This is a genomic window from Marinomonas transparens (assembly GCF_016463975.1).
GTDB lineage: Bacteria > Pseudomonadota > Gammaproteobacteria > Pseudomonadales > Marinomonadaceae > Marinomonas > Marinomonas transparens.
Genome location: NZ_JAEMNX010000005.1, coordinates 31,933 through 56,381, shown reverse-complemented (window position 1 = coordinate 56,381; position 24,449 = coordinate 31,933). Strand labels below are relative to the sequence as shown.

At 44.6% G+C, this 24,449-nt stretch carries 19 protein-coding genes; 12 read left to right on the top strand and 7 right to left on the bottom strand.

The window, feature by feature from the left end; all coding sequences use genetic code 11:
* Positions 1-15 precede the first annotated feature (15 nt).
* Positions 16-429, top strand: a complete 414-nt coding sequence (arfB, locus tag I8J31_RS06595; RefSeq protein WP_199467491.1) for an alternative ribosome rescue aminoacyl-tRNA hydrolase ArfB — start codon at positions 16-18, stop codon at positions 427-429.
* Positions 430-446: 17 nt separating this feature from the next.
* Here the strand turns inward: arfB and I8J31_RS06590 are convergent, their stop codons facing one another.
* Both I8J31_RS06590 and pdxR read right to left on the bottom strand, forming a co-directional pair.
* On the bottom strand, positions 447-1,205 hold the full coding sequence (locus I8J31_RS06590; protein WP_199467605.1) for an SDR family NAD(P)-dependent oxidoreductase: 759 nt from the start codon (positions 1,203-1,205) through the stop codon (positions 447-449).
* A 277-nt stretch (positions 1,206-1,482) separates the two neighbouring features.
* Positions 1,483-2,982: a MocR-like pyridoxine biosynthesis transcription factor PdxR gene (pdxR, locus tag I8J31_RS06585; RefSeq protein WP_199467490.1), complete on the bottom strand. Its 1,500-nt coding sequence runs from the start codon at positions 2,980-2,982 to the stop codon at positions 1,483-1,485.
* 267 nt (positions 2,983-3,249) lie between these two features.
* Here pdxR and I8J31_RS06580 point away from each other — a divergent pair, with 267 nt between their 5' ends.
* From I8J31_RS06580 to tauA, 3 genes are read left to right on the top strand one after another with little or no spacing between them, the layout of a single operon-like run.
* A complete protein-coding gene (locus tag I8J31_RS06580) occupies positions 3,250-4,095 on the top strand; it encodes a taurine ABC transporter ATP-binding protein (protein ID WP_199467489.1) in 846 nt (281 codons plus the stop codon).
* A gap of 1 nt (position 4,096) precedes the next feature.
* Positions 4,097-5,053, top strand: a complete 957-nt coding sequence (locus tag I8J31_RS06575) for an ABC transporter permease subunit (RefSeq protein WP_233402629.1) — start codon at positions 4,097-4,099, stop codon at positions 5,051-5,053.
* Between the two features lie 53 nt (positions 5,054-5,106).
* The gene (gene tauA / locus I8J31_RS06570) at positions 5,107-6,105 is read left to right on the top strand and encodes a taurine ABC transporter substrate-binding protein (RefSeq protein ID WP_199467488.1); all 999 of its coding nucleotides are present in this window, start codon (positions 5,107-5,109) and stop codon (positions 6,103-6,105) included.
* Positions 6,106-6,188: 83 nt separating this feature from the next.
* On the opposite strand, the gene I8J31_RS06565 is transcribed toward tauA, so the two are convergent.
* Positions 6,189-6,917 carry a sulfite exporter TauE/SafE family protein gene (locus I8J31_RS06565; protein ID WP_199467487.1) on the bottom strand — a complete coding sequence of 243 codons (729 nt, stop codon included), beginning with the start codon at positions 6,915-6,917 and terminating at the stop codon, positions 6,189-6,191.
* A 228-nt stretch (positions 6,918-7,145) separates the two neighbouring features.
* On the opposite strand from I8J31_RS06565, the gene I8J31_RS06560 reads away from it, so the two are divergent.
* From I8J31_RS06560 to trxC, 4 genes are all read left to right on the top strand, one after another.
* Entirely contained in the window at positions 7,146-8,513 is a 1,368-nt protein-coding gene (locus I8J31_RS06560) for an aminotransferase family protein (RefSeq protein ID WP_233402628.1), read from the top strand.
* A gap of 208 nt (positions 8,514-8,721) precedes the next feature.
* Positions 8,722-9,123: a GFA family protein gene (locus I8J31_RS06555; RefSeq protein WP_199467486.1), complete on the top strand. Its 402-nt coding sequence runs from the start codon at positions 8,722-8,724 to the stop codon at positions 9,121-9,123.
* A 42-nt stretch (positions 9,124-9,165) separates the two neighbouring features.
* Positions 9,166-9,726 (top strand): GNAT family N-acetyltransferase, encoded by a 561-nt coding sequence (locus I8J31_RS06550; RefSeq protein ID WP_199467485.1) that lies wholly within the window; start codon positions 9,166-9,168, stop codon positions 9,724-9,726.
* Positions 9,727-10,141: 415 nt separating this feature from the next.
* A complete protein-coding gene (gene trxC, locus I8J31_RS06545; protein ID WP_199467484.1) occupies positions 10,142-10,588 on the top strand; it encodes a thioredoxin TrxC in 447 nt (148 codons plus the stop codon).
* A 144-nt stretch (positions 10,589-10,732) separates the two neighbouring features.
* On the opposite strand, the gene I8J31_RS06540 is transcribed toward trxC, so the two are convergent.
* Together I8J31_RS06540 and I8J31_RS06535 are read right to left on the bottom strand one after the other, a co-directional pair.
* Positions 10,733-11,635, bottom strand: a complete 903-nt coding sequence (locus I8J31_RS06540; protein WP_199467483.1) for a DMT family transporter — start codon at positions 11,633-11,635, stop codon at positions 10,733-10,735.
* Between the two features lie 217 nt (positions 11,636-11,852).
* A complete protein-coding gene (locus I8J31_RS06535; protein WP_199467482.1) occupies positions 11,853-13,889 on the bottom strand; it encodes a methyl-accepting chemotaxis protein in 2,037 nt (678 codons plus the stop codon).
* A 142-nt stretch (positions 13,890-14,031) separates the two neighbouring features.
* Between I8J31_RS06535 and ygiD the strand changes: the two genes are divergently transcribed.
* From ygiD to I8J31_RS06520, 3 genes are all read left to right on the top strand, one after another.
* Positions 14,032-14,913, top strand: a complete 882-nt coding sequence (gene ygiD, locus I8J31_RS06530; RefSeq protein ID WP_199467481.1) for a 4,5-DOPA-extradiol-dioxygenase — start codon at positions 14,032-14,034, stop codon at positions 14,911-14,913.
* Positions 14,914-15,258: 345 nt separating this feature from the next.
* The gene (locus I8J31_RS06525; protein ID WP_199467480.1) at positions 15,259-17,787 is read left to right on the top strand and encodes a bifunctional diguanylate cyclase/phosphodiesterase; all 2,529 of its coding nucleotides are present in this window, start codon (positions 15,259-15,261) and stop codon (positions 17,785-17,787) included.
* 22 nt (positions 17,788-17,809) lie between these two features.
* Positions 17,810-19,060 (top strand): extracellular solute-binding protein, encoded by a 1,251-nt coding sequence (locus I8J31_RS06520; protein ID WP_199467479.1) that lies wholly within the window; start codon positions 17,810-17,812, stop codon positions 19,058-19,060.
* 28 nt (positions 19,061-19,088) lie between these two features.
* On the opposite strand, the gene codA is transcribed toward I8J31_RS06520, so the two are convergent.
* Together codA and codB are read right to left on the bottom strand one after the other, a co-directional pair.
* On the bottom strand, positions 19,089-20,348 hold the full coding sequence (codA, locus tag I8J31_RS06515; protein ID WP_199467478.1) for a cytosine deaminase: 1,260 nt from the start codon (positions 20,346-20,348) through the stop codon (positions 19,089-19,091).
* A gap of 126 nt (positions 20,349-20,474) precedes the next feature.
* Positions 20,475-21,731 carry a cytosine permease gene (codB, locus tag I8J31_RS06510; protein WP_199467477.1) on the bottom strand — a complete coding sequence of 419 codons (1,257 nt, stop codon included), beginning with the start codon at positions 21,729-21,731 and terminating at the stop codon, positions 20,475-20,477.
* 311 nt (positions 21,732-22,042) lie between these two features.
* Here codB and katG point away from each other — a divergent pair, with 311 nt between their 5' ends.
* Positions 22,043-24,241, top strand: a complete 2,199-nt coding sequence (katG, locus tag I8J31_RS06505) for a catalase/peroxidase HPI (RefSeq protein ID WP_199467476.1) — start codon at positions 22,043-22,045, stop codon at positions 24,239-24,241.
* Positions 24,242-24,449: the final 208 nt, after the last annotated feature.

Below are 24,449 nucleotides of genomic sequence, written 5' to 3'. Positions count from 1 at the left end.
TGACACTCTGCCATCATGTTACGACTTTCCATCGCCGTGGTCATTCCTGACCACGAAATTGAGCTCACCGCTATACGCGCACAGGGAGCGGGGGGGCAGAATGTTAACAAGGTCTCTTCCGCGATTCATTTAAGGTTCAATGTGGCCAATTCGTCATTACCTGAATTTTATAAAGAACGTTTGCTTGCCCTAAGTGACGCTCGCCTCACCAAAGATGGCGACATTGTGCTTAAGGCTCAGCAGCACCGTACTCAAGAACTGAATCGAGAAGATGCCCTAGCACGTCTAAAAGCTCTTATTTTAGACGCTGTTCGCGTACAAAAAGCCCGCCGTCCGACTAAGCCTTCAAAGTCTTCCCAGAGAAAGCGCGTCGATCAGAAAAAGCAAAAAGGCCAAATAAAAAGCCTCAGACGAAGCAATTGGGATTAGCTGGCTAAAGGGTTTCTTTAGGGGGTTTTGACCACATTAAAATTGCTCCATGCCTGACTGGTAGGCATGACCTCAAGGCTATTAATATTAATGTGCGCAGGTTGGCAGGCAAGCCAATAAATGATGTTTGCTATGTCATCAGATTGCAGAGCGTTAGCCCCTTTATAAAGCTGATCGTATTTATCTTGATCGCCATTGAAGCGCACTATACTGAACTCACTTTCTGATAAACCGGGTTCCAAACTGGTCACTCGTACACCTTTGCCCACGAGATCACAGCGTAAATTGCGTGAAAACTGTGCCACAAAAGCTTTTGATGCGCCGTAGACATGGCTGCCTGGATAGGCCCAATTTGCCGCGATAGAAGCCAGGTTGATAATAGAGGCACCGGATTTATTTAGCAGAAGTGGTAACACCGCGTGGGTGACATTGACGAGTCCAGTAACATTCGTTTCTATCATGGTATGCCAGTCAGACAATTTCGCTTGATCACTGGGATCTGTGCCTAACGCTAGGCCGGCATTATTGATTAAACACTGGATGTTTTTAAAGGCCTCGGGAATCGTCTTGACGAAGTCTACAACTTGCTGGTTGTCTCTCACGTCTAATGTGGCGATATGAACCTTGGTACTGCCCGCGAGTTCATCAGCCAGAGCGCTGAGCCGTTCGTGGCGACGGCCAGTAAGCAGCAAATTCCAGCCCTGTTTGGCAAACAGGCGCGCTGAAGATAAACCAAACCCAGACGTGGCGCCGGTAATCAAAACGGATTTATTTATTGTCATCTGTATCCTCAATCATTCAATTATTTAGTAATGAATAGAGACCTTTGCACGAAGTCGCGAGCAAAGCCAAGACGAGGCAAAAATCGACGAAAAAGCGGAGTTTATGGGGTATAAATGAGCACTTTGAGTCTATTTTTAACAATGTATTGGCGCGCGCAGCAGTCGTGCAAAGGTCTAGAGTAAAGAGAATAGCGAGTCAAATAAGCAAGCCATAGGGCCAATCTTATTAACCGCAAGTGCCAGAGGACTTATTCAGACCTTCCTTACGTCTTCAATTAATCTGATGGCGTTGTTGAGGGGACGAGGTTAGCAGCTGTTGAATGAGCTGTCCCAATGTTTCTAAACCTTGTTCTATTTTATTTTCTGGTATGGCGGAAAAACCAAGGCGAATATAATTCTTCGGGGCAGATTCACGAGCAAACAGGCTATCGCCAGATTCCACAAGAATGCTATAGCTAGAGGCAAACCGGACTAAATCCTGACTGAGTAAAGGCGCAGGTAAACCAATCCAAAAACAAAAGCTGCCCTTCGTTTCATGTACTTCACAACCTTTAAGGTGTTTTTTAATGCCTTGCGACATTAAATTCCACTTCATTTCATAAATAACACGCATTCTTCTCAAGTGACTGTCGTAATAACCTTGCCCAATAAAGAGCGCGGTCACACTCTGGTTATTGGCTGGAGGGTGTCGGTATTGCAGTCGTCGTAAGACTCGTAGCTCTTTTATCAGTGCTTTATTGGCGACCAAATAGCCCATTCTTAAACCGGGTGAAAGGGACTTGGATAAACTGCCTGTGTAAATAACGCGGTCGTTTTGGTCCATGCTTTTTAAGGATTGTAATGGCCGTTCATGAAAATTCACTTCACTTTCGTAGTCATCTTCAATAATGATGAAATCGTCCTGATTGGCTTGCTTCAAGAGGTCTATCCTTCGCTCAATGGGCATGGTGACTGTGGTTGGGTATTGATGACTTGGGGTCACGCAAAGATAGTCACAGGCGCTGAGTTGCGGGCCAAGAACAAGACCATTTTGGTCAAGATCAAGGAAGGTGAGCTTGGCTCTTGCGCCATCAAAAATATGTCTTTGATCGGCATAGCCCGGATCTTCTAAGCCGACGAGAGTGTCTTCATTGGTCAACAAACTGGCCAATAAAGACAGGGAGTTTTGGGTTCCTAGGGTGATTAAAATTTCTTCGGGTGCGGCTGTAATCCCTCGCTTGGGTAAAATATGTTGCCGAATTTGGCTAATTAATTCTTTTGAGTCTATATCAATATAGTCTTCGATCCATTCATGGACACAACTTCGACTTTGTGCAATTCGAGTACATTCACGCCATTGATAAAGGGGGAAATGAGTCGGTTCAATTTGCCCGTAAATGAAAGGGTAGGAATAGGTGATCCAGTTTTTATCCTTATTCAGCGTATTGAATCGAGATGGGGTTGTTTTTAAGCGAGCGCTCCAAATTGGGTCGTGCCCTGCCACTTCTTGGTATTCGTCCTGTGCTTCGGCAAGCTCATAATGACCAACATCTGGATTCACGAAATAGCCACTGCGTTCCCGTGAAATCAAGAAGTTTTCATCAACAAGGCTTTCATAAACCAGCATCACCGTATTGCGTGAGACGCCCAATAACTGCGCCATTTTACGGCTAGAAGGCAGGGGGGATGTACCGAAGTAGTCTTTTTGAATTAAATCGACAAGCTTTTCTCGGATTTGTTGTTGGAAGCTCCTGCCCGGTTGAAATTCCATGCTAATTAGACAGTCATTCATTCGATTCGTCCTATCCCAAAAATAAGCCTTTTTCACTTTGTGTTGCACCCATATTGAGCAAGCAAGAAGTTCGCCAAGTTGATCTTGATGCCTGATTGATGAATGGGCGTTGGTGGCCCATGAATTTAGATGATTGGCTCTATGGCTTTGTCGATCAGGTCAGTAACGTAAATAAGCATGATCTGGCATTTTGCATTTTATCTTGTTGCGATGCCTTGAATGATTTCATTAAAGCGGTGTTTTTGACACGGCGAAGAGGGCTGGCTTATGAACACACTGGATATTAAAAATGCATCCGTCATTTATCCGGCAGCGGAAGGCGGCGAAGCGGTTACCGCTTTATCCGATATCAACCTAACCATAGAGCAGGGCGATTTGGTGGTGGCATTAGGCGCCTCAGGTTGTGGTAAAACGACCCTGTTAAGTTTGATCGCGGGATTTATTGCTCCCACTAAGGGCTATCTCACCTTGGGCGATAGCAAGATTAAAGGCTACCCACGGGTCGCCTGTGGCTTGGATCTTGGTGATGAAGTGCGAGGCCCCAGCGCAGATCGAGGCGTCGTGTTCCAAAAACACGCGCTTTTGCCTTGGTTAGATGTGATGGGCAATACCGAATTTGGCCTTAAGTTACAGGGTGTGGAAAAAGCGCAGCGGCGTCAAAAAGCCGCCGACTTTCTTAAACTGGTGGGTTTAGAAGACTTCCATCATCACAAGGTTTATCAGTTGTCTGGTGGGATGCAACAGCGTGTAGGGATCGCCAGAGCGCTGACCAATGACCCAGAAATGTTGTTGCTTGATGAACCTCTAGGCGCACTGGATGCACTGACGAGAGAATCGTTGCAAGAGCTGTTGCTTGATATCTGGAAAAAGACCAACAAGATGATGTTCTTCATTACCCACAGCGTCGATGAAGCCTTGTTATTGGCAACACGATTGATTGTCATGTCGCCTCGTCCCGGTCGTATAACTCATCAATTTGACCTCAACTTTAATAATGAATTTTTAGCCTGTCGTGATGCCCGTTTAGTGAAATCCAGTGAGGCTTTTATCGCGATGAAAGAGCAGGTGCTTTCTATTATTCACGGTGACGAACAGCAGACACAGGAGGCTTAATATGAATGCTAATACCCTATCAACCGACATGGCAGGAAAGCCTTTAAGCTCACCGACAGCGGACAAGGTTCATGCTATGGAGGTTTATCAAGTACGAGAATTTACCCCACTGATTCAAAAAATAGTCATTATTAGCAAATCAAAAATAAACCAACCCTCAATCAAAAGTGGTGAATATTATGGCACCCCGGGGGCGGGGGATAGCCGCCTGATCTCTATCGTTTCCACCGTGCTTTTTATTGCTCTATGGGCTTTTGTCACCGAGCTTGGTTATGTGGACCCACTCTTTTTGCCTTCCCCCTTTGATGTGTTGAATCGACTGCTAGAAGTGATGAATGATGGCTTTGCAGGAGCAACATTAACAGAACATCTTTCCGCCAGTTTGGTGCGAATCTTTGGCTCTTTTTTGTTGGCTTGTCTAATTGGTATTCCGCTGGGCATCATGATTGGTTGCAGCTATATCCTGCGTGGCATTTTTGACCCCTTGATCGAATTTTATCGCCCACTGCCTCCCCTTGCTTATTTGCCACTGATCATCATTTGGCTCGGGATTGACGAAGAAAGCAAAATCACCCTGATCTTCTTAGCCATGTTGGCTCCCATTATTTTAAGTGCTCGATCTGGGGTTACCTCGGTCCGCATTGAACAAATACAAGTTGCCTACTCCATGGGCGCGAGCCGCTGGCAGGTCATTACTCAAGTGATTGCTCGTGGCGCCTTGCCCGATATTTTGACGGGTATGCGCATTGCCATCGGTTTTGGCTGGACCACCTTAGTGGCCGCTGAAATGGTCGCCGCAGAACGAGGTATTGGTTTTATGGTGCTTAATGCATCGGAATTTTTAGTCACCGATGTGGTGATTGCGGGAATCATAGTGATCGGCGTGATTGCCTATTGCTTTGACCTGCTAATGCGTTATTTGGAAAGTAAGTTAGTGCCTTGGAAGGGCCATAATTAATCAAGAAATAGTATTTGAATCAACGACTAAAACTAACCTATCAAGGAGTTGCTATGAAAATGTTTCAAAAAATCTGCCTTACCATTGGTGCCATTGCGCTTTCAGCGAATGCCCTGTCAGAAGAAATCACCATAGGTTATCAATCTATGTTTAACCCCTATAAGCATGTTATCAATGAGAAACTGCTAGAGAAAAACCTAGGGGTGACTATTAAATGGCGCAACTTTTCCTCCGGTGCAAAAGCCATGACCGCTGTGGCATCCGGTAGTTTAGACATTACCTCGGCGGGCTCTAGTCCAATTGCAGCTGGGGTTAGTAATGGTGTTAATGCCGAGTTATTTTGGATACTAGAAAATATCGGTGACGCAGAAGCCCTTGTGGTGCGTGATGACTCTGGTATTACCAAACCCTCTGATTTGAAAGGCAAGCGCATCGCTGTGCCTTTTGTATCAACAACGCATTTTCATACTATGTTTGCTCTAGAGCAATTTGGGCTTTCTACGAAAGACGTTAAGTTACTGAATATGCAACCCAGTGCGATTTCTGCCGCTTGGACCCGTGGTGATATTGATGGGGCCTTTATTTGGGACCCAGTACTCGGCAAAATTAAACAAGATGGCCATGTGCTGATTTCTTCTAAAACCTTAAGTTCGTGGGGTAAACCGACCTTTGATGGTTTGGTAGTGAACAAAAAGTTTGCGGCGACTCACAAGGATTTTATGGTGGAATTTGTGAAAATCGTAGCGGCAGTAGATAAAGAATATAACGACAATAAAGCGGCCTTTACCGCTGACAACCCTATTGCTAAATCGATTAGTAAGGTAACCGGTGGTGATATCGCATCGGTTCCAGCGGTATTGTCTCTGTATGAATTTTTGAGCTTAGAAGAACAGGCTTCTTGCGCTTGGTTAGGTTGTGGCGCCAAAGGCGGTGCGGCGGCGTCCCTTAAAGCGACCTCTGAGTTTTTATTAGAGCAGAAGAAAATCAGCAAGTTGAAAGACGATTATTCTGTGTTTGTGACCCCAGAGTATGTCGAAGCGGCACTGAAATAAGCTCAAACCTTTTCACCTAATTACTTGTCTAGCAAAGCCAATATGTCTCACCACATATTGGCTTTTTTGGTGGCCAAGGAAAGTTAGAAGGCGCCAAGCGCCTGTATTAAGCCAATGATGGAGACCAGCATCATCAGGGGAAGAGAAATAATCTTGAAGGATTGTGGTGGGCGCTGATTAAAAAAGTATTGGCCAATTTTCACCGCAATGAGGGTAGGAATTAACAGCCAAGCCAGATAAAAAAAGGTCGCCTTGGTAGCGGCATGACTCATGGCCAAACCTAACAAAGCAATGCATTCACTGACAATAAAAAATAGAATCATGGTGGCCCGTTGGGCGCGCACATCCAATGAACTGGATAGCATGTAATAGAGCACCATAGGTCCACCAATGGAGGCACTGGAAGTGCCAATGCCAGAGGTGGTGCCAAACATTAATTTACGCCATAAAGAATCAGGCGAGGCTTGATGGTTGCGAACTAAGAGCAAAACCAACAGCATAACCAAACCGCAAATCAGTAATTTTAACCTGTTCTCCGGTATCCAGTGCAGCAAGCATAAACCAATGGGAATGCCCACAAGAGAACCCAATGTGAGTATTCGAAAAGTCCTATAGTCGGCTTGCTTAGCGGCTTGTTTGGCGAGACTGAGACTACAGATAAAATCGAGTCCAAGTACAATCGGCACGCTTTCTACAGGACTCAGAAATAGGTTCATACCGACCACCGCAATTACCGCAAAACCAAAGCCGGAGTAACCGCGTACAAGACCCGCTATAAAGACGATGGGAAATAAATACACCATGTTTTCCATAAAAGAACCCACTCAATAAGAGAGAAAAAAGAGGTGCTCAGTATGGCGTTCTAGAAAGGTCTGTTTGTAGGGCCAATTGGCAATCTTGTTAGCGCCAACTGAGCATCGCTTTAAAGAGAGCAGCGCTTGGTTCCATCGAATGAATGGACTGGATCTAAAGCCCACTATGGCCTTGGGGTAAGCTGAATTCATGGATTATAAAATGAATGTCTGGGCTGGAGAAACACAATGTCTATCGCTGCTATGCAAACCATTGAGCAAGATCGAAATCACGTTTGGCATCACCTTAGCCAACACAGTGTTCTGAAAACACAAGACCCCATGATCATAGTGAAAGGTGAGGGATCACGGGTATGGGACATTAAAGGAAACTCCTATCTTGATGCTTCTGCGGGGGGCGTTTGGTGTGTGAATGTGGGCTATGGCAGAACATCAATCGCCGATGCCATTAGCCAGCAATTATCGACATTGAATTTCTTTGCCGGAACAGCAGGCACCATACCCGGAGCGGTATTTGCCGAAAAATTGGTTGCCAAAATGCCTGGTATGAGTCGCGTGTATTATGCAAGCTCAGGTTCAGAGGCGAACGAAAAGGCGTTTAAAATCGTGCGTCAAATCTCCCATAAAAAATACGGTGGAAAGAAATACAAAATCCTCTATCGGGAGCGCGACTACCATGGCTCTACGATTGCGACACTAAGCGCCACAGGTCAAGAAGAACGGCGTCAACAATATGGGCCTTTTGTGCCCGGCTTTGTCGAGTTCCCCCATTGTTGCGAATATCGAGGCCAGTTTGGTGATGTAGACAATTATGGCGAATTAGCCGCCCTTGAACTTGAGAACGCCATTTTGAGAGAGGGGCCAGATACCGTGGGCTCGGTCATTCTGGAGCCCATCACTGCAGGGGGCGGTGTGATAACCGCACCACAGGGCTATTGGCCAAAAATTCAAGAAATTTGTCGTAAATACAATGTGCTTTTACACATAGACGAAGTGGTGTGTGGACTGGGCCGAACGGGGAAATGGTTCGGTTATCAGCATTATGGTATTCAACCTGATATCGTCACCTTGGCAAAAGGTGTGGCTTCAAGTTACGCTGCGATCTCTTGCACCGTCACCACGGAAGCCGTGTTTCAAGAGTTTTTGGCAGATGGGGCTGAAAAAGACGTGTATTTCCGAGACATTAGCACCTTCGGTGGCTGTACCGCAGGCCCCGCTGCCGCCATTGAGAATATGAGAATAATAGAAGAAGAAGGCTTGGTCGAAAACAGTGCCCTGATGGGCGACTACTTATTGGCAGGCTTTCAGCAACTAAAAGAAAAGTTTGAACTGATAGGGGATGTTCGAGGCAAGGGCTTGTTGCTTGGGATTGAACTGGTGAGTGACCGTGCCAATAAAACACCTGCACCAGAGCAAGTGGCTATCAGGGTGGCGGCCATGTGCATGCAAAAGGGGCTCATTATTGGCAGAACCAACCGGTCTTTTGAGCAATTAAACAACACATTATGTTTTTGTCCTGTGATGACCATCACCCAAGAGGAAGCGGACTTCATCTTGCAAACCTTAGATTCCGTATTTTCAGAACTGAGTCTATAACCCTCTCCATCTATAACAACGCCCATCTCGTCATAGCATTGGCCTGATGGGCGTTGTTGGCTTCTATTCTTCCTATTACAGGTTCATCGCTATTCTATTCCTTTAACTAGAAGGGGGGGATTGACGAATCTTGTTGTTTTTCAACACTATTGATATGGTGAATCCTAATAACGAGGGCGTGTATCTTTATTTTAGAGGAGAGCATTCATTGAACAAAACCTACCAAGGTAGTTGCTTGTGTGGTGAAATCACCTTTGCCGTATCTGGTATTGATGAAAGGGCAGCCCAGTGTCACTGCACCATGTGTCGTAAATTCCATGGTGCCGCTGCTGCGCCTCTCGTGAGCGTAAAGCAAATACACTGGCTATCGGGTGATGATGTACGTAAAGACTATGTGGCAGACAATGGTACCACTCGTACTTTTTGCTCCGCCTGCGGTTCTAGTTTAGGATTCCGTTGCAAGGTAGAAACGGCACCCATGGAAATAGCTATTGGCACTTTAGATGACGAGGTGCCAGTGACAATCGATGCGCATATTTATGTAGACAATAAAGCCAATTGGGATCACATCGCTGATGGATTACCCCAATTTGCTCAAGGTCGAGAGTGAGTGATTTCATTTTTTAGATTCAAAGAGAGGCATTGCGCAATTATGATGGACAACCAATTAGAAACGACGCGACTAATTTTACGCCATTGGCAAGCAGAAGATTATCCGGCTTACGCCAAAATCAATGCTAATCCTTTCGTCATGGAATACTTTCCAGCGGCCCTTTCAGAGGAAGAGAGCTACCAGCAAGTTGACCATATGAAAGTCTTCCTTGAAGAGCATAACTGGGGCTTGTGGGCGGTTGAATTGAAAGATACCGGCGAGTTTATTGGCTTTGTTGGGCTAAATCGTAAAGACGCCACCAGTGGTATACCCAATTCACCCTTGATTGAAATTGGCTGGCGCTTATCCCCTGAGCATTGGGGTAAGGGCTATGCAACGGAAGCAGCACACAAAGCATTAGAATTTGCTTTTAATGAACTAGAAGTAAAGCAGGTGTATGCCTTTACCACAGTCACCAATGCGCGCTCTCGACAAGTGATGGACAGCATCGGCATGCAAGATATGCAGCAAGACTTTAGTCATCCTAAACTGGACCCAGAGCATCCCCTAGCGCAGCATTGCTTGTATAAGCTCACCAAGGAGCAATGGCTTTCGGATTGAGGGGGTTTGACCAGATACGGATCGGGTAGCAATAATACTCATCAAAAAGGGCTTTGACCCCGGCTATTAAGGTGAAGTGCCTTTCACTCAAACGCTTTGTATTCCTAAGCTTTATTCCGCTGTTTAATTCAGGGAAGGCTGAGCAGGTAACTTCTTTCCTTGAAACAAAGAACAACGACACAAAACTTTCATTTAAAGGAAAGCAAAAGTCTTTTATCGGACTTTCAGTCCAAAACGTGTCATTGGCATTGTTTAATGTAAGGTTTTGCGAGACGCTCGATAGCGTAAAGTGTCGATAAGTGTTTATGTATTTGGAAGTCTAGCGTTACCGTGTCTCGGAAACGGATCATGGTCGTTCAATCAGGATTGAATCGAAGTTCGTTCTTCTGGGTTCACTTTATTACAGAGGTTTAAAATGCCCCATTCATCTATTCAAATCGTTTGCCAAAGTTGCGGCACAAAAAACCGTTTACCTAAAGTCAAGCTGAGCGACAAGCCTTTGTGTGGGAAGTGTGGCAAACCTGTGCTTTCAACCCGTCCTATTATGGGCAGAGATAGCAACTTTAAACGTTATATAACCGACAATGCTTTGCCTGTGGTGGTCGATTTTTGGGCTTCATGGTGTGGGCCGTGCAAACAATTTTCGCCTATTTTCGAACAAGTCGCCGGAGAAATGTCTACCCAAGCTTGTTTTGTGAAGTTAGATACGGAGCAGAATCAAAGCACCGCTGGTGGCTATAATATTCGTTCCATCCCCACTCTGATGATATTCCACCATGGCAAAGAAATTGCCCGTATGTCAGGCGCTTTACCTAAGCCACAATTTAAACACTGGCTCGCTCAAAACTTGCCAGCCGTGTGAAACGCTTGTTGTGTTTTTGTAGCTTTAATTCAAACGCTTAGCTTTTTTCTTAATTAAAGAGCGGAATAAAACTCGCAGTCCAAAGCATTTAAATGGAAGTAAGCAAAAGATTAACTCTTCCTTTGGAAGACATAAGCAGAAGCCTCAGATTGCCTTATTTTGTCGTTTCCAGTGCCGCAGTGGTTCCCATAATCCTGCTAGTGAGATAAGGATAATGCCAAGGATTTCGTGTAGCCCGAAGGGTTCATCTGCCCATATGGCGGCGCTGATGGCGCCTGTGCTTATTTCGGTCATAAACACAATGGCTAATATTCCTGGGCTCAATATGGTTGCTCCCCATAATATCCCCATGGCGGGTGGAATGATTAATAAGATCACCACAGGGACAAGCCATGGTAAGACGTCATAGAGAGTGGCAAGAGAGGGGAGTATTTGACCTTCACCAATAGGCAGTTGTGTTAATAGGAATGCGAACACACTTCCCCATAAGAAATAACAAAGGGTGGCGTCTATCGTATTTTGTTTGCCGCCTTTTTTCATGTAAACCGCAGCCAGTGCCCAAACGATACCCGATGCAAGTCCCATCCAGTCTCCTATGTTGTCTGGCAATGGTAGACCTGAGTCTATTTTGAAAATAATCAGGACGCCAGCGAAGGCCAGAATCATGGAGATCCAACGATCAAGAAAGATTTTGTCGCCGAGTAGATATCGGGCAAGTAAGGTGCTCCAAAGCGGGGTTAAATAATAGAGCAACATGGCGTTAATGACTTGGGTGTACAGTAGTGCGGCAGCATAAAGTGTTAACCCTAGTGCGGCGAGTAGAATGGGGACGTGTAAGGCAATTCCCCCTTTTATAAGGTTTGGTAACCGCAGAAAGTAAAGTGGTGTCAAAATCAGCATTGGGAAAGCGTAGAAGATAACAACAGACCACAGGCCATCAATGCCTGCATCATGCAGCGCCCGCAAAGGGATCCAAAGAATACCCCAAATAAGTCCAGACAAGGCGACGGCGATTAAAGCAAAATTTTGGTTGTCAGGCTTAAACATCAAGCTTCCTTACATTTCATTTGGCCTAAATCATAAATGAATGCAGTGTCATTAGCTTGTAGAAAGTTGGCATTTGATTTTTAACAATAGAGGAAGGGTTGGCCGTTTTTGGTAAATATTGAAAGAGGTCTCTCCGCTGTGTGGATGAAAAATAAAATAAAGCCACACGTCCAGTAGGACGTGTGGCTAAGGTTAACAACGAAATAGAAGTGACACTTTATACTTTAAAGGTACCCACTTGGTTATCGAGTGCCTTGTACAAATCAGAGATTTGATTGGATTGGTTGTTAATCAGTTTAGACACTTCCTTCACGGCATCGGTTTGTTCTTGAAGAGAGGTCAGGTTGACGTTAATTTCATTAGATACGGTAGATTGTTGTTGTGTCGCTTGGGCGGTTTGCGCGGCCATGTTCTGAACCTTGTCGAAGGACTGGTTCAAGGCGTCAAAGATACGAATTACTTCGTCGAAGTTTTTCGCTGTGGTGTCGGCATTGTCTCGGCTGTTTTGTGTTGAGGTAGAGGATTCATGAACGTTTATTTTCAAGCGTTCGATCATTTTTTCAATTTCATCCGTGCTGTCTTGAGTTCGTGTGGCCAGTGTTCTTACTTCGTCCGCAACGACGGCAAATCCTCGACCTTGCTCACCTGCTCGTGCTGCTTCAATCGCCGCGTTTAGTGCGAGTAGGTTGGTTTGTTCTGCAATATTACGAATCACTTCAAGTACTGAGGCAATGGCTTCAGAGCTTTTTTCTAGTTCACCTGCACGTCCTAAGGATTCTTCTATATCCTTGATCAGTGCGGAAATGGCTTTATGGGAGATGTTGACCGCATCAATGCCTTGTTTGGTTAACTGGCTTGATGTGGTCGCTTCGGTCGCTGTGCTTGTTGCGACTTCAGCCATCTCTTGGTTCGACATGTTCATTTCATGACCAGCACTGACAATGGAGTCAGAAGCATTGACCAATGCAAGTGTGATATTGGCGGTGGTTTCTGAAGCGTTTTTCAGTTCTCCTGTCATTGGGCCGAGCGCACTGGATTGTTTGTGGATGTTTTCGATGATAGAACGCAAACGTTCTACGAAACCATCAAACTCCTTGGCTAACCCCCCTAGTTCGTCTTTCGCTGTCGAATTGATTTTTTGCGTTAAGTCCCCGTCGCCCTCCGCTATTTCACGAATACGATCAGTCATATTTTCAACACTTTGAGTGAGTCTTAAAGGAATAAAGTAACCAAAGAGTAGGGCAACAATGAAGGATATGGTAATAATGCCCATGGCAATTTCTTGATAAAGGGTGACTTTTTCAGCGACGCGGTCTTCCATTTCTCTAGAATATGTTCTTACTGTTTCTCCCGCTTGATCTAATAGGCCGCGTATTTCTCCAAACCTTTCCTCCGCAGTAATGAAGTTTTTAGGCAGTGTTGTCTTATTTCCTATGTCAGGTGAAGACAAAATTTGATAGCTTTCTTGTAACCACTCATCAAATAACGAGTCGAAGTTTTTATAGGGTGAGATTAGGTCTGGTTCAGACATCAGTAGGGTTCGATAGCTATGAAAGCGTTGTAAAGCTTGTGATGTATTTTCCTCGAAGCGTTTTTTGTTTACTTCTACATCGCCCACACCATTAAGGATTTGTTGTTGTGCTAAACGTGCTTGATAGAGGTCCCTGTCTGCATTTAAAACTTCTGAAATGGCTTCTATATAGCGGTTCAAATCTAAATCAGCCCCCATCTTGTCTTTCATATCATGAGTATGCGTTCCTAACTCTTCCCCTGCTTTGTCAAGCTGATTACGTATAACGTAAAACTTTTCATCCAACTTGATAAATTCTTGAGATAATTTAATGCTTGCTACCGCTGATAAAGACAGTTGAGTACTGGCATCGATCCATTCGTTGTAAAGCGTGTCAAAGGATTCAAACGGTTTTAGTAGGTCTGCTGGCTCGTCTTTTAAATATTGACGATATAATTGAAAACGATCAAAAACCTGTTGGGCATTTTCGTCAAAGTCCTGTTGGTTTGCTTGTAAATTTCCATCACCTGTATAGATTTTCTCTTGAGCGAGACGTGCCTGATAAATATCCCTGTCCGCATTGAGAATTTCAGAAATCGCTTCAAAATATTTTTCGGCTTGTATTTTCATGGCATTATTTTGTGTACTACTCATAAATATCATGAAGACAAATAAAGCCGCTAAAATCAGCGCGAGAGAGATAATTGGAAGCATGACTTTGATTCTGATAGAGTGAATTCGCATATCAATCCCTTATATATGTTGGAAGATAACAAATAGTCTAGGAAAGGGTTTGATGTCGTGCCAAATTTATTATCAATAAAAACGTAATGTTTGGTAAACTGACCAGTCTTTTTTTTTTGACTATTGATAATGGCTTTGCTTGATGAACCGTCGCGACCTTTTTAAATCTGTTATGGCTCTTGTTACTGCGCATTTTGCGACTCACTCCCTTTTTGCCCAAAAAGGGAGTGGCAAGAGTGTGCTTGAACCAAGCGCTATGCCTGTTCTTTTTATTGGTCATGGATCGCCAATGAATGCGCTGCGAAACACGCCTTTTACTCAACATTTAAAAAAGTTAGGGCACGATTTGCCCCAGCCGCGAGCTATCTTGGTAGTGTCGGCCCATTGGGTAGCCAATGGGCCACGGCTAAGTGGCAGTTCTCATCCGGATACTATTTATGATTTTGGTGGTTTCCCTGACGATTTATATCAGATTCGTTACCCTAGTCCCGGCGCTCCAGAGTTAGCGGCTCGGGTTGCTAAAGGGTTAAAGACAGATCAAGGCGAAGTAGATGCGACTCGTGGTTTAGACCACGGAGCTTGGACGGTACTGCGTCACCTTTATCCCCAAGCGGATATCCCTGTTATACAACTGGCAATGAGTGCGCGCTTGACTATGGCAGAGCATATGGCACTGGCTACGGAACTACAGGCTTTACGACAAGAGGGGATATTGATACTTGCCAGTGGCAACATTGTTCATAATCTAGGCGCAACCAATCGCACGCCGGGGGCGATGAACGTAGAGTGGGCTATTGAGTTTGATGGCATTATAAAAGAAGCCCTGTTACAGCGAGACCTTACTCAGTTACTTGCTTTAGATAAGAGTAAATACCCCCTGTGGAATATTGCTCATCCTACCATTGAACATTATGTTCCCTTACTCTACGCTTTAGGTGCTTCAACGGAAGAGGATGTGATTCGCTTTCCCTATGAAGGCTTTGAGTCCACTTCCATCTCCATGCGCTCAGTGATGTTTGGGTAAAAGGTTTTTATTGCCATTCCTGAATTCAAGTTCGAAGTGAGAGACGTTTTAATTAAAGTTTGTTTTTAAAAATGCTTTCCTAATAAGGGCAGATAGCACGGTTCTTTTTTAATAAAAATTTAATGAAAACACTTCCTACATTTATCATTCATGGAAAGAATTGCCCTCTGGGCGTTGCTTTTTGTTGGCCCTAGTGTGGCGATAAAAGCAAATCTGTTACTTTTTATGTTGATTCGTTGCGTTCTTCGCTTTTGACTTAAAATAAAAAGCATACTGTCTATACTGTACCAATCTTCAGAACCCTATGTGGATGTCAGGGTAATATAAGAATATAGGTAGGCATACATGTCAGCACTCGATAATAGACAATTATTAAACCTGATCCGTTATGCGCCTGTCGTTGTTGTTTGCGTGTTTGCTTTAGCGGTTAACCTTATTGCTATTCAAGACAATCGTGAGCAGGCTGCTCAGAGCATTGAAAATCTTCGTGAAGAGCTTACTTTACAGCGCAAAGAAGCGATTCGCTCCCAAGTCCATCAAGTCTATACCCAGTTACTTCTGGAAAGATCTCAAACCGAAAGTGATTTAAAAGAGGCTGCCAAGCAGCGTGTCTATGAAGCCTATGGTATTGCCAGTTATATCTATGCACAAAATATTGATAAGCCGAAAGAAGAAGTCAGCAAACTCATAAGTGAAGCGCTTAGACCTATCCGTTTTTTTGATGGGCGGGGGTATTTTTTCATTATTGCGAGTGATGGAAAAACCATTATGAATGGTGCAAACCCTTATTTAGAAGGTCAAAGTGGTTGGGACTTGCAGGATGACAGTGGGCATTTTATCGCGCGTGAGATGTTAAATGTAACAGAAAAGAAAGGAGAGGGGTTTCTTCATTGGAACTTTAAAAAACCGGGTTCTATTAGCAATAAAGAATTTGCCAAAGTGGGTTACATCAAAAAATTCGAACCCTATAACTGGTCTATTGCGACGGGTGAATATCTGACGGATTTTGAGTCTGCTGTGAAAACCAGAATGTTGAAGTGGTTTTCTGAATATGAATATGGCGAGAACGGTTACTTCTTTGTATTGGATAAGGAAGGCACTTTATTAGCTCATCATAGAAATGATTTTTTGGGCTTAGAGTTCTCTATTGGCGACAAGGTGAAGGAGGAACTGATACGCGATGTGAATGAGCAGATTAGTCAGGGCGGTGGCTATGTTCGCTATTCTAAGTCGCTTACATTGGGTGGCGCGGCAATATTAGAGCAGGTTAACTATGTAAAAGAGGTGCAAGGCTGGGATTGGATTATTGGCACTGGCTTTAGTGCACAAACGTTTGAGAAACACTTGCGGCTGAAAGAAGAGCAGTTTGTTGAATTAAATCACCAAAGTTTGATGCGTTTAATCTATTTAACAATTGGCTCGATGATCTTGCTTACTCTGTGTTCTTTGTATGTCGGGAATTTAATCGCTCGGCGTTTTAGTGTGTTTCAACATCAAATAACAGAAGACTTTGAAGAGCTGAGTAATACAAAAGATAAAATGGAATATATGGCATTGCACGATGATTTAACGGGGTTGCCTAATCGTGTTTTGATGCTACAAGATATTAAAGAAAATATTCAATTAACAGATATAGAAACAGAAAAATTGGCTGTGATGTTTGTTGATTTAGATAATTTCAAAAATGTTAATGATTTATATGGTCATCATGTTGGCGACTTATTGCTTGAAGTGGTTGGCCAAAGGTTTAAAACATTGGCGTATTCTGGTGGCTGCGTCTCTCGGTTTGGAGGGGATGAATTTGTATTTTGCTTTCCAAACTTGAAGGGTAAAGAAGACGCTGAAGATAAGGCAAAAAGGATACGAGACGCGTTAGTCTCCCCTATTGTTATAGATGGTAGGTCTCTTTTCGTCGGCTGTAGCATTGGGGTGTCTATGTACCCTGATGACAGCTTTAATGCAGACACTCTAATCAGTCAAGCCGATACGGTACTTTATCAATCTAAAGCCAATAAAAAAGGGCAGGCTCTTTTTTATAGCAGTAGTATCAGCGTGCAAATTAAACGCAAAATGAAAATTGAGCAGGAATTAGCTCGTGCGTTAGAAAGAGAGGAGTTATCTGTCTGCTATCAACCTCAGATGAGTGCTGGTGGTGAAAAGCTGGTCAGTGTTGAAGCGTTAGTACGCTGGAAGCACGCTGACTTAGGGAATATTTTTCCCGATGAGTTTATTTCTATCGCAGAAGAAACAGGCATGATTCATGACCTAGGTTTGTTTGTTTTTAGAAGGGCTTGTAAAGATATTTATGCCCTTTCTCCTAATGGAGAGGATGCCCTTAATGTATCGGTGAATATTTCACCTGTTCAGCTGATGGATCCAAATTTTAGCAATACTTTGTTAGAGATTTGTACTTGCGTTGGTATTGAACCTAAGCGCATTACCTTAGAAGTCACTGAAAATATTTTTATTCATAGTTTAGATACGGTGCAGCCATTATTAGTGAAATTAAGAGAACAGGGGTTTGGGCTGTCGTTAGATGACTTTGGAACAGGTTATTCTTCTCTTAGCTATATAAACAGCCTACCACTTACCGAAATAAAAATAGATCGTTCCTTTATCAATAAATTTTTAGATTCTTATCAAAGTGACATGTTGGTTCGCATGATTATTGGCATGGGGCGTTTATGTGATTTGGTGGTGGTGGCTGAGGGAGTTGAAACAAACGAGCAACATAAGAAATTACTGAGTTACCGTTGTGACTTAGAGCAGGGTTATTATTTTGATCGTCCTTTAACGATAGAGGGCTTGTCTGAGAAATTCCCAAACCCTCAAGCTGAAAATAAAGCCAGTAACACTCATGCAACTGATCTATAAATATAGAGATGAGGGATAGATTATGAAGCTTTCGCTGATCGTTTTAATAGTATTAGGTGTGTTTTCAAATACCCTTATGAGCGCCCCCCAAGAAATTGGGCTGTGGCGTCATCAGGCGAGTGACATTGAAACAAAAGCCGCGCTCGAAGAAATAACACGATTTAATGAAAGCCAAAGCCAATGGAAAATCGTGCCAGATCTTATACCAGAAGCTTCTTATACCCAATCGATAAGAGCGGCCGCTCAAGCGGAACTGCTTCCTTGTATTATCGAAATTGATCAACCACTAGGGCCAAATTTTGCGTGGAGTGGTGTTATTCATCCACTGGACGGTTTGATTGATGACGCGCTATTAGCTTCAATCAATCGATCAGGAAAAGGCACCTACGAAGGCCGAGTCTATTCTGTTGGGGCGCTCGATGTATCCTTGGCTCTTTTTACCCGCAAGTCACTTCTTAAGAGAATCGGCGCCCGTTACCCGACCATAGACCAACCGTGGAATAAGACGGAATTTATGGACGTTTTGGATGCGGTGAAATCGACAGGCGACTATCAATACCCATTTGATATGAGAGCACAGGATGTCACAGAATGGATTCCTTACGCATGGGGGCCTTTTATGGCTTCTTGGGGAGCTGACCTGATTGACCGAACTGATTACCTGACGGTCGATGGGGTTTTAAATTCAGCAGAAGCGATTCAATTTGGGCAATGGATACAGCATCTTGTGGAAGACGGTTATATGAATGCTCACCCGAAGAATGACAATGGCTTTGAGAATGGTGATATTGGTATTCAGTATGGTGGTTCTTGGGCTTTGAGTCGTTATTACAGTAGCTTCAAAGACGATTTAGCGGTATTGCCTGTGCCTGATTTTGGTCACGGTTCTATTATTGGTGGTGGATCTTGGCATTGGGCAATGGCGGAAACTTGTGCGCACCCAGAAGCGGCCAAAGCCTTTATTACCTTTTTGATGACCGCGAAAGAGCAGGCCATTATGTCTCAGGTGATAGGGATCTTCCCGACCAATAGCGATGCTACTGCATTGATTGAAAGTTATTCGAAGGGTGGTCAATGGCGAATGCTTGTTGATTTTTCTAAACGCTTTTCTAAGCTGAGACCGGAAACACCGGCCTATGCAGAAATTTCTTCTAGTTATAAAAGAGCCATGAGCAATATTTTAAATGGCATGCCGCCGAGACTTGCATTGGATTTAGCGGTTGATAATATTCAAGCTGCATTTGAACGCAATAAAAACTACGCCTCTCCTTAAAGGTGAGGCTGTTTTAGAGGCAAAGCGATTAGAGTGCTGGTGCTTGAGCAATCCAAGGAGAGCTAATGATGTGCGCTGGCTGGCGCTGCATGATGATCTCCCCGTGACGTACGGATAACAAGACTTCACCTTGGCGACGTACCACGCTGTAGTCGTCGTGACCTTCTAACAAGATGAAGTTGGCAGGGTTGCCGACTTCTATTCCGTAACCTTTCAAACACATGGCCTTGGCGCTGTTGTCGGTGATCATATCGAGTGCACTGGCGTAATCTTGGTAGCCCATCATCTGACAAATGTGCAGTGCAAAGTCTAGGGTGCGCAATAGTTTACCGTTACCGAGTGAATACCAAGGGTCGAAGATGGAATCTTGCCCTAGGCAGACGTTGATATTGGCTTCTCTTAATTCTTTTATGCGGGTCACACCACGGCGTTTAGGATAGGTGTCGAATCTACCTTGCAGGTGAATGCTTTCGGTCGGGCAGGAAATAAAGTTGATGCCGGAGTTCTTCAGCAGTCGAAATAGCTTTGAACAGTAGGCATTGTCGTAAGAGTGCATGGCGGTGGTGTGACTGGCGGTGACCCTTGCTCCCATGTCATGAAATAAGGCTTCACAGGCAAGAAATTCAAGAAAGCGGGAATTCGGATCGTCAATTTCGTCACAATGGACATCGACTAAGCAATCGTATTTTCTCGCCAACGCCAATAAAATTTTGACAGACTTTTCACCCAGTTCGCGGGTGTATTCAAAGTGTGGAATACCACCGACAACATCGGCGCCAATCTCTAGCGCCTCTTCCATGAGTTTCAAACCATTTGGGTAAGACAGCATGCCATCCTGTGGGAAAGCGACTACCTGTAAATCTATTTTGCCTTTCAGTTCCTCTCTGAGGGCACATAAAGTACGAATGCCTATTAAAGTCGGATCTGTGGTGTCGGCATGGGTTCGAATCGCTTGAACGCCGTTTTGCACTAATAATTCAATCGTAGATAGGGCGCGTTTGCGGATATCGGCTTCGTTCAGCATGGGTTTGCGTTGACTCCAACGCTCGATGCCTTCGAAGAGAGTGCCGCTTTGATTCCACTCGGGTTCACCAGCGGTGAGTGCCGCATCAAGATGAATATGGGGTTCGACGAAGGGCGCACATATTAAGTTACCCGATGCGTTTATTGCCTTGCCAGTCGCGGCTAATTCGCCCTGTTGAGCTTCTAGACGAGCGAAGTGGCCGTTTTCTATGGTTAAGCTGAAGAGTTCAGGACGCTGACGTAGGCGGGCGTTAATAATATACATAGACGTTCTCAGTGGTTGTGTGAGTCTGACGTATTGGCCTTTAATATTGCGATGATTAAAGTACTTTGTCTATTGATACAAAAAATCTCTATCAGTGTGAGCTGATAGAGATGGGTTCTGAAACAACTAGGAATTATCGAGCGTTGGGCTTGCCTCAGTGTTGAATGCAGAAGACAGCACACCATAAACGGCAATCGCGACTATGACTCCTACAATGGGAGGCAATACAGGAGAGAAATACGCGGCAGCTGAAGCAAGCGCATAAGAGCTCAGTCCAATCCAATTGAAGTCAGGTAATTGAGCGTTTTCGAGCAATGGGTATTGACCTTTATGACGTAGCCAAAAATCCGCCATGATGACGCCACCGATCGGTGGAATAAAGGTGCCTAATAATACAAGGAAAGGGATCAAGAAGTTGTACATGCCAAACACCGCCATAATGGTGCCGATAGCAGCACCTATAATGGTGACAGTTCGACGTTTGTCGGTACGAATGAGATTACAGCCAGCGACGGCAAAGTTGTAAATGGTATTGTCTTGAGTGGTCCAGATATTCATAAACAACATTAATACGGCTAACACTAAAAAGCCTTGAGCAAGCATGACATCCACAATGTCTGCCTGTTGGTAAATTAAAGTACCAAGGGCACCAGTGAATACCATCAAACCATTGCCAATAAAAAACGCGCCCATGGTCGCCCACACTGCGACTTTTCCGCTATTCGCAAATCGGCTCCAGTTAGTGGCTTGCGTTGCGCCACTGACAAAGGTACCAATGACGATTGTTATCGCCGCCGCGAAGCTCAAACTCTGGGTGGGTTCGATACCAAATAGAGCGCTGACACCGCCGACATCCATTAACCCGGTGTAAAGACTGATTAAAATAAAGATCAGCATGGCGGGGACCGCAATACGAGAGAGTAAGTCCATACCGCGAAAACCAATCATGGCGGTAATACAAAAAGCCATGCCGAATAAGATCATGAGCGGTGTTTGCCAAGCTTCAGGAAGGGCAGTGACCTTGACTAAAACAATCGCCAGTGTGGCTGTGCCCCATGCATACCAGCCAATTTGTGTGAAACCGAGAATGAAGTCGGATAATTTGCTGCCAACTTCGCCAAAACAAAAACGCCCCATTAATGCGCTGTTCAAACCGCTTTTGTAGGCAATAAAGGCCAAACAAGAAGCATACGTACCAAGCAGTAAGTTACCGATCAAAATAACGAAGAGTAATTCGCCAAATGAAAAAGCCGTGCCTAATGTCCCGCCAGCCCACATGGTGGCGGTGAAAAAGGTGAAGCCAAGCAAGATAACGGCCATGGGTAATAAACCTCGGCGTTGATCCTGTGGCACTTCCGTTAATGGATAATCTGATGGCGTCATAATTGTCTCCCATGATGAATAAGCTAAATCAGCTTAGTAAAGTGATAAGCAATTTATGAACCAGCTTTTTGCAATTTGTGCACTATGCCGTGCTCGTCAATATTTGGTTAAGAATCGATGGGCTCTCGATTTGCCAGTGGCATACTGATAAGATTTTATTAAGCATTTTTGTTTCAGATTAACTTGGCTATTATCTTGTTAGTTTTTATTTATTAGTTAATTTATTTTAATAGTTTTATAACTGTCACCACAAAGATTAACTATGACTACAGTAGTTAAGTGACAGTCAGAAACAAGCAGGAGAGAAGGTTATGTCTAACGAAAGCAAATGTCCTTTTAATCATGGCGCTGCAGGTGGAAATCAATCAGCAGGTCGTGGCACTTCCAATAAAGATTGGTGGCCTAACCAGTTAAACCTAAAAATCCTTCATCAGCATTCAGCAAAATCGAACCCTATGGGCGAAGAGTTTGATTATGCCGAAGCGTTTAACAGTCTAGATTTGGAGGCGCTGCGTCAGGACCTTTACGCCCTAATGACGGACTCCCAAGATTGGTGGCCAGCAGACTATGGCCATTATGGCCCGTTTTTTATTCGCATGGCTTGGCATAGTGCAGGCACTTACCGTACCGCAGATGGTCGTGGTGGAGCGACGTCTGGTACACAACGTTTTGCACCATTAAACAGCTGGCCTGATAACGTCAACTTGGATAAAGCTCGTCGTTTACTTTGGCCAATAAAGCAAAAATATGGCCGTAAAATTTCTTGGGCGGATTTGATGATTTTGGCGGGTAACTGCGCATTAGAATCGATGGGTTTTAAAACCTTTGGTTTTGCTGGTGGTCGTGCGGATGTTTGGGAGCCAGAAGAGGATATCTATTGGGGAACGGAAAAAACCTGGTTGGATGACGCCCGTTACACAGGGGATCGTGAACTTGAGAATCCATTGGCTGCGGTGCAAATGGGTCTGATTTATGTCAATCCGGAAGGCCCAGATGGTAAGCCGGATACCTTGGCGTCTGCCCGTGATATTCGTGACACCTTTGGCCGTATGGCAATGGACGATGAAGAAACCGTTGCCTTGATTGCTGGCGGTCATACTTTTGGTAAAGCCCATGGTGCAGGCGATGCCGCGCAAGTTGGTGCTGACCCTGAATCAGCAGGTCTAACTGAGCAAGGCTTTGGCTGGAGCAATAGCATGGGCACGGGCAAAGGTGCTGATACCATTTCTAGTGGTCTAGAAGGAGCATGGACTAAGAGCCCTATTGTTTGGGATAACGGCTATTTTGAAAACCTGTTTGACTATGATTGGGAATTAACCAAAAGCCCAGCTGGTGCTTGGCAGTGGACGCCAAAAGACGGAGCCGCAGCGGAGTCGGTCCCTGATGCTCATGACGCAACTAAGCGTCATGCACCGGTTATGTTTACTTCGGATTTAGCATTACGTGATGATCCGATTTACGGGCCGATTTCAAAGCGCTTTTATGAGAATCCAGATCAACTTGCTGATGCCTTTGCTCGTGCGTGGTTTAAGTTGACTCACCGCGATATGGGGCCTGTTGCCCGTTACTTAGGACCTTTGGTGCCACAAGAAGAGCTGGTATGGCAAGACCCGATTCCTGAAGTGGCTTATGCGGTGGTAAATGAGCAAGATATCACAGATCTTAAAGGTAAGATTTTGGCGTCTGGCCTGTCTGTTGCGCAGCTGGTGTCTACTGCGTGGGCATCGGCTTCAACTTACCGTGGTTCGGATATGCGTGGTGGAGCAAATGGCGCGCGTATTCGGTTAGCGCCACAAAAAGACTGGGCCGTTAATCAGCCAGAGCAACTTGCTGTGGTTTTAGCGACTCTTGAAAAGATCCAAGCAGAGTTCAACGGTATTGATTCTGCTAAGCAGGTTTCGTTAGCAGACTTGATTGTATTGGGCGGATCCGTGGGGGTTGAACTGGCGGCGAAAGCAGCCGGGCATGAAGTGACGGTACCATTTACTGCTGGGCGTGCAGATGCGTCTCAACAACAGACTGATGTGGCGTCCTTTGCATTACTTGAACCTATTGCTGATGGCTTCCGTAATTATTTGAAAGGCCGTTTTACTGTCTCGGCAGAAGAAATGTTGATCGATCGAGCTCAGTTGTTGACCCTTTCTGCTCCTGAAATGACGGTATTAGTGGGTGGTTTACGAGTATTGAATACCAATGTCGATCAATCCCAGTTGGGGGTTTTAACTAAGCAGCCTGAAGTGTTGAGTAATGATTTCTTCGTCAATTTGTTAGATATGGGAACCAAATGGTTCGCTGTTTCTGAAGACGAAGAGGAGTTTCAAGGTCGTGATCGTCACACTGGTGCGATCAAATGGTCTGCAAGCCGTGTCGATCTTGTATTTGGCTCTAACTCTCAACTGCGCGCAATTGCTGAGGTGTACGCTTGCTCTGATTCACAAGAACGCTTTGTGAATGATTTCGTTGCAGTGTGGACCAAGGTAATGGAGCTGGATCGATTTGATCTAGCTTAAGAAAGGGAAAAGCCAGCTAACCCAATATTGTTTGAAATTGGGTGACACTGAGTTATCGCTTTCAACCACTCCTATAAGGCGTGTTTCCAACACAAAACCCCGTAATTTTAGCCATTGCGGGGTTTTTATTTGCCTCTTATACAGAAAATATAATATAGATAGATGAATCAAATGGGCTTTGAGGGCATTTCTTTGTCATCAAGCTTAT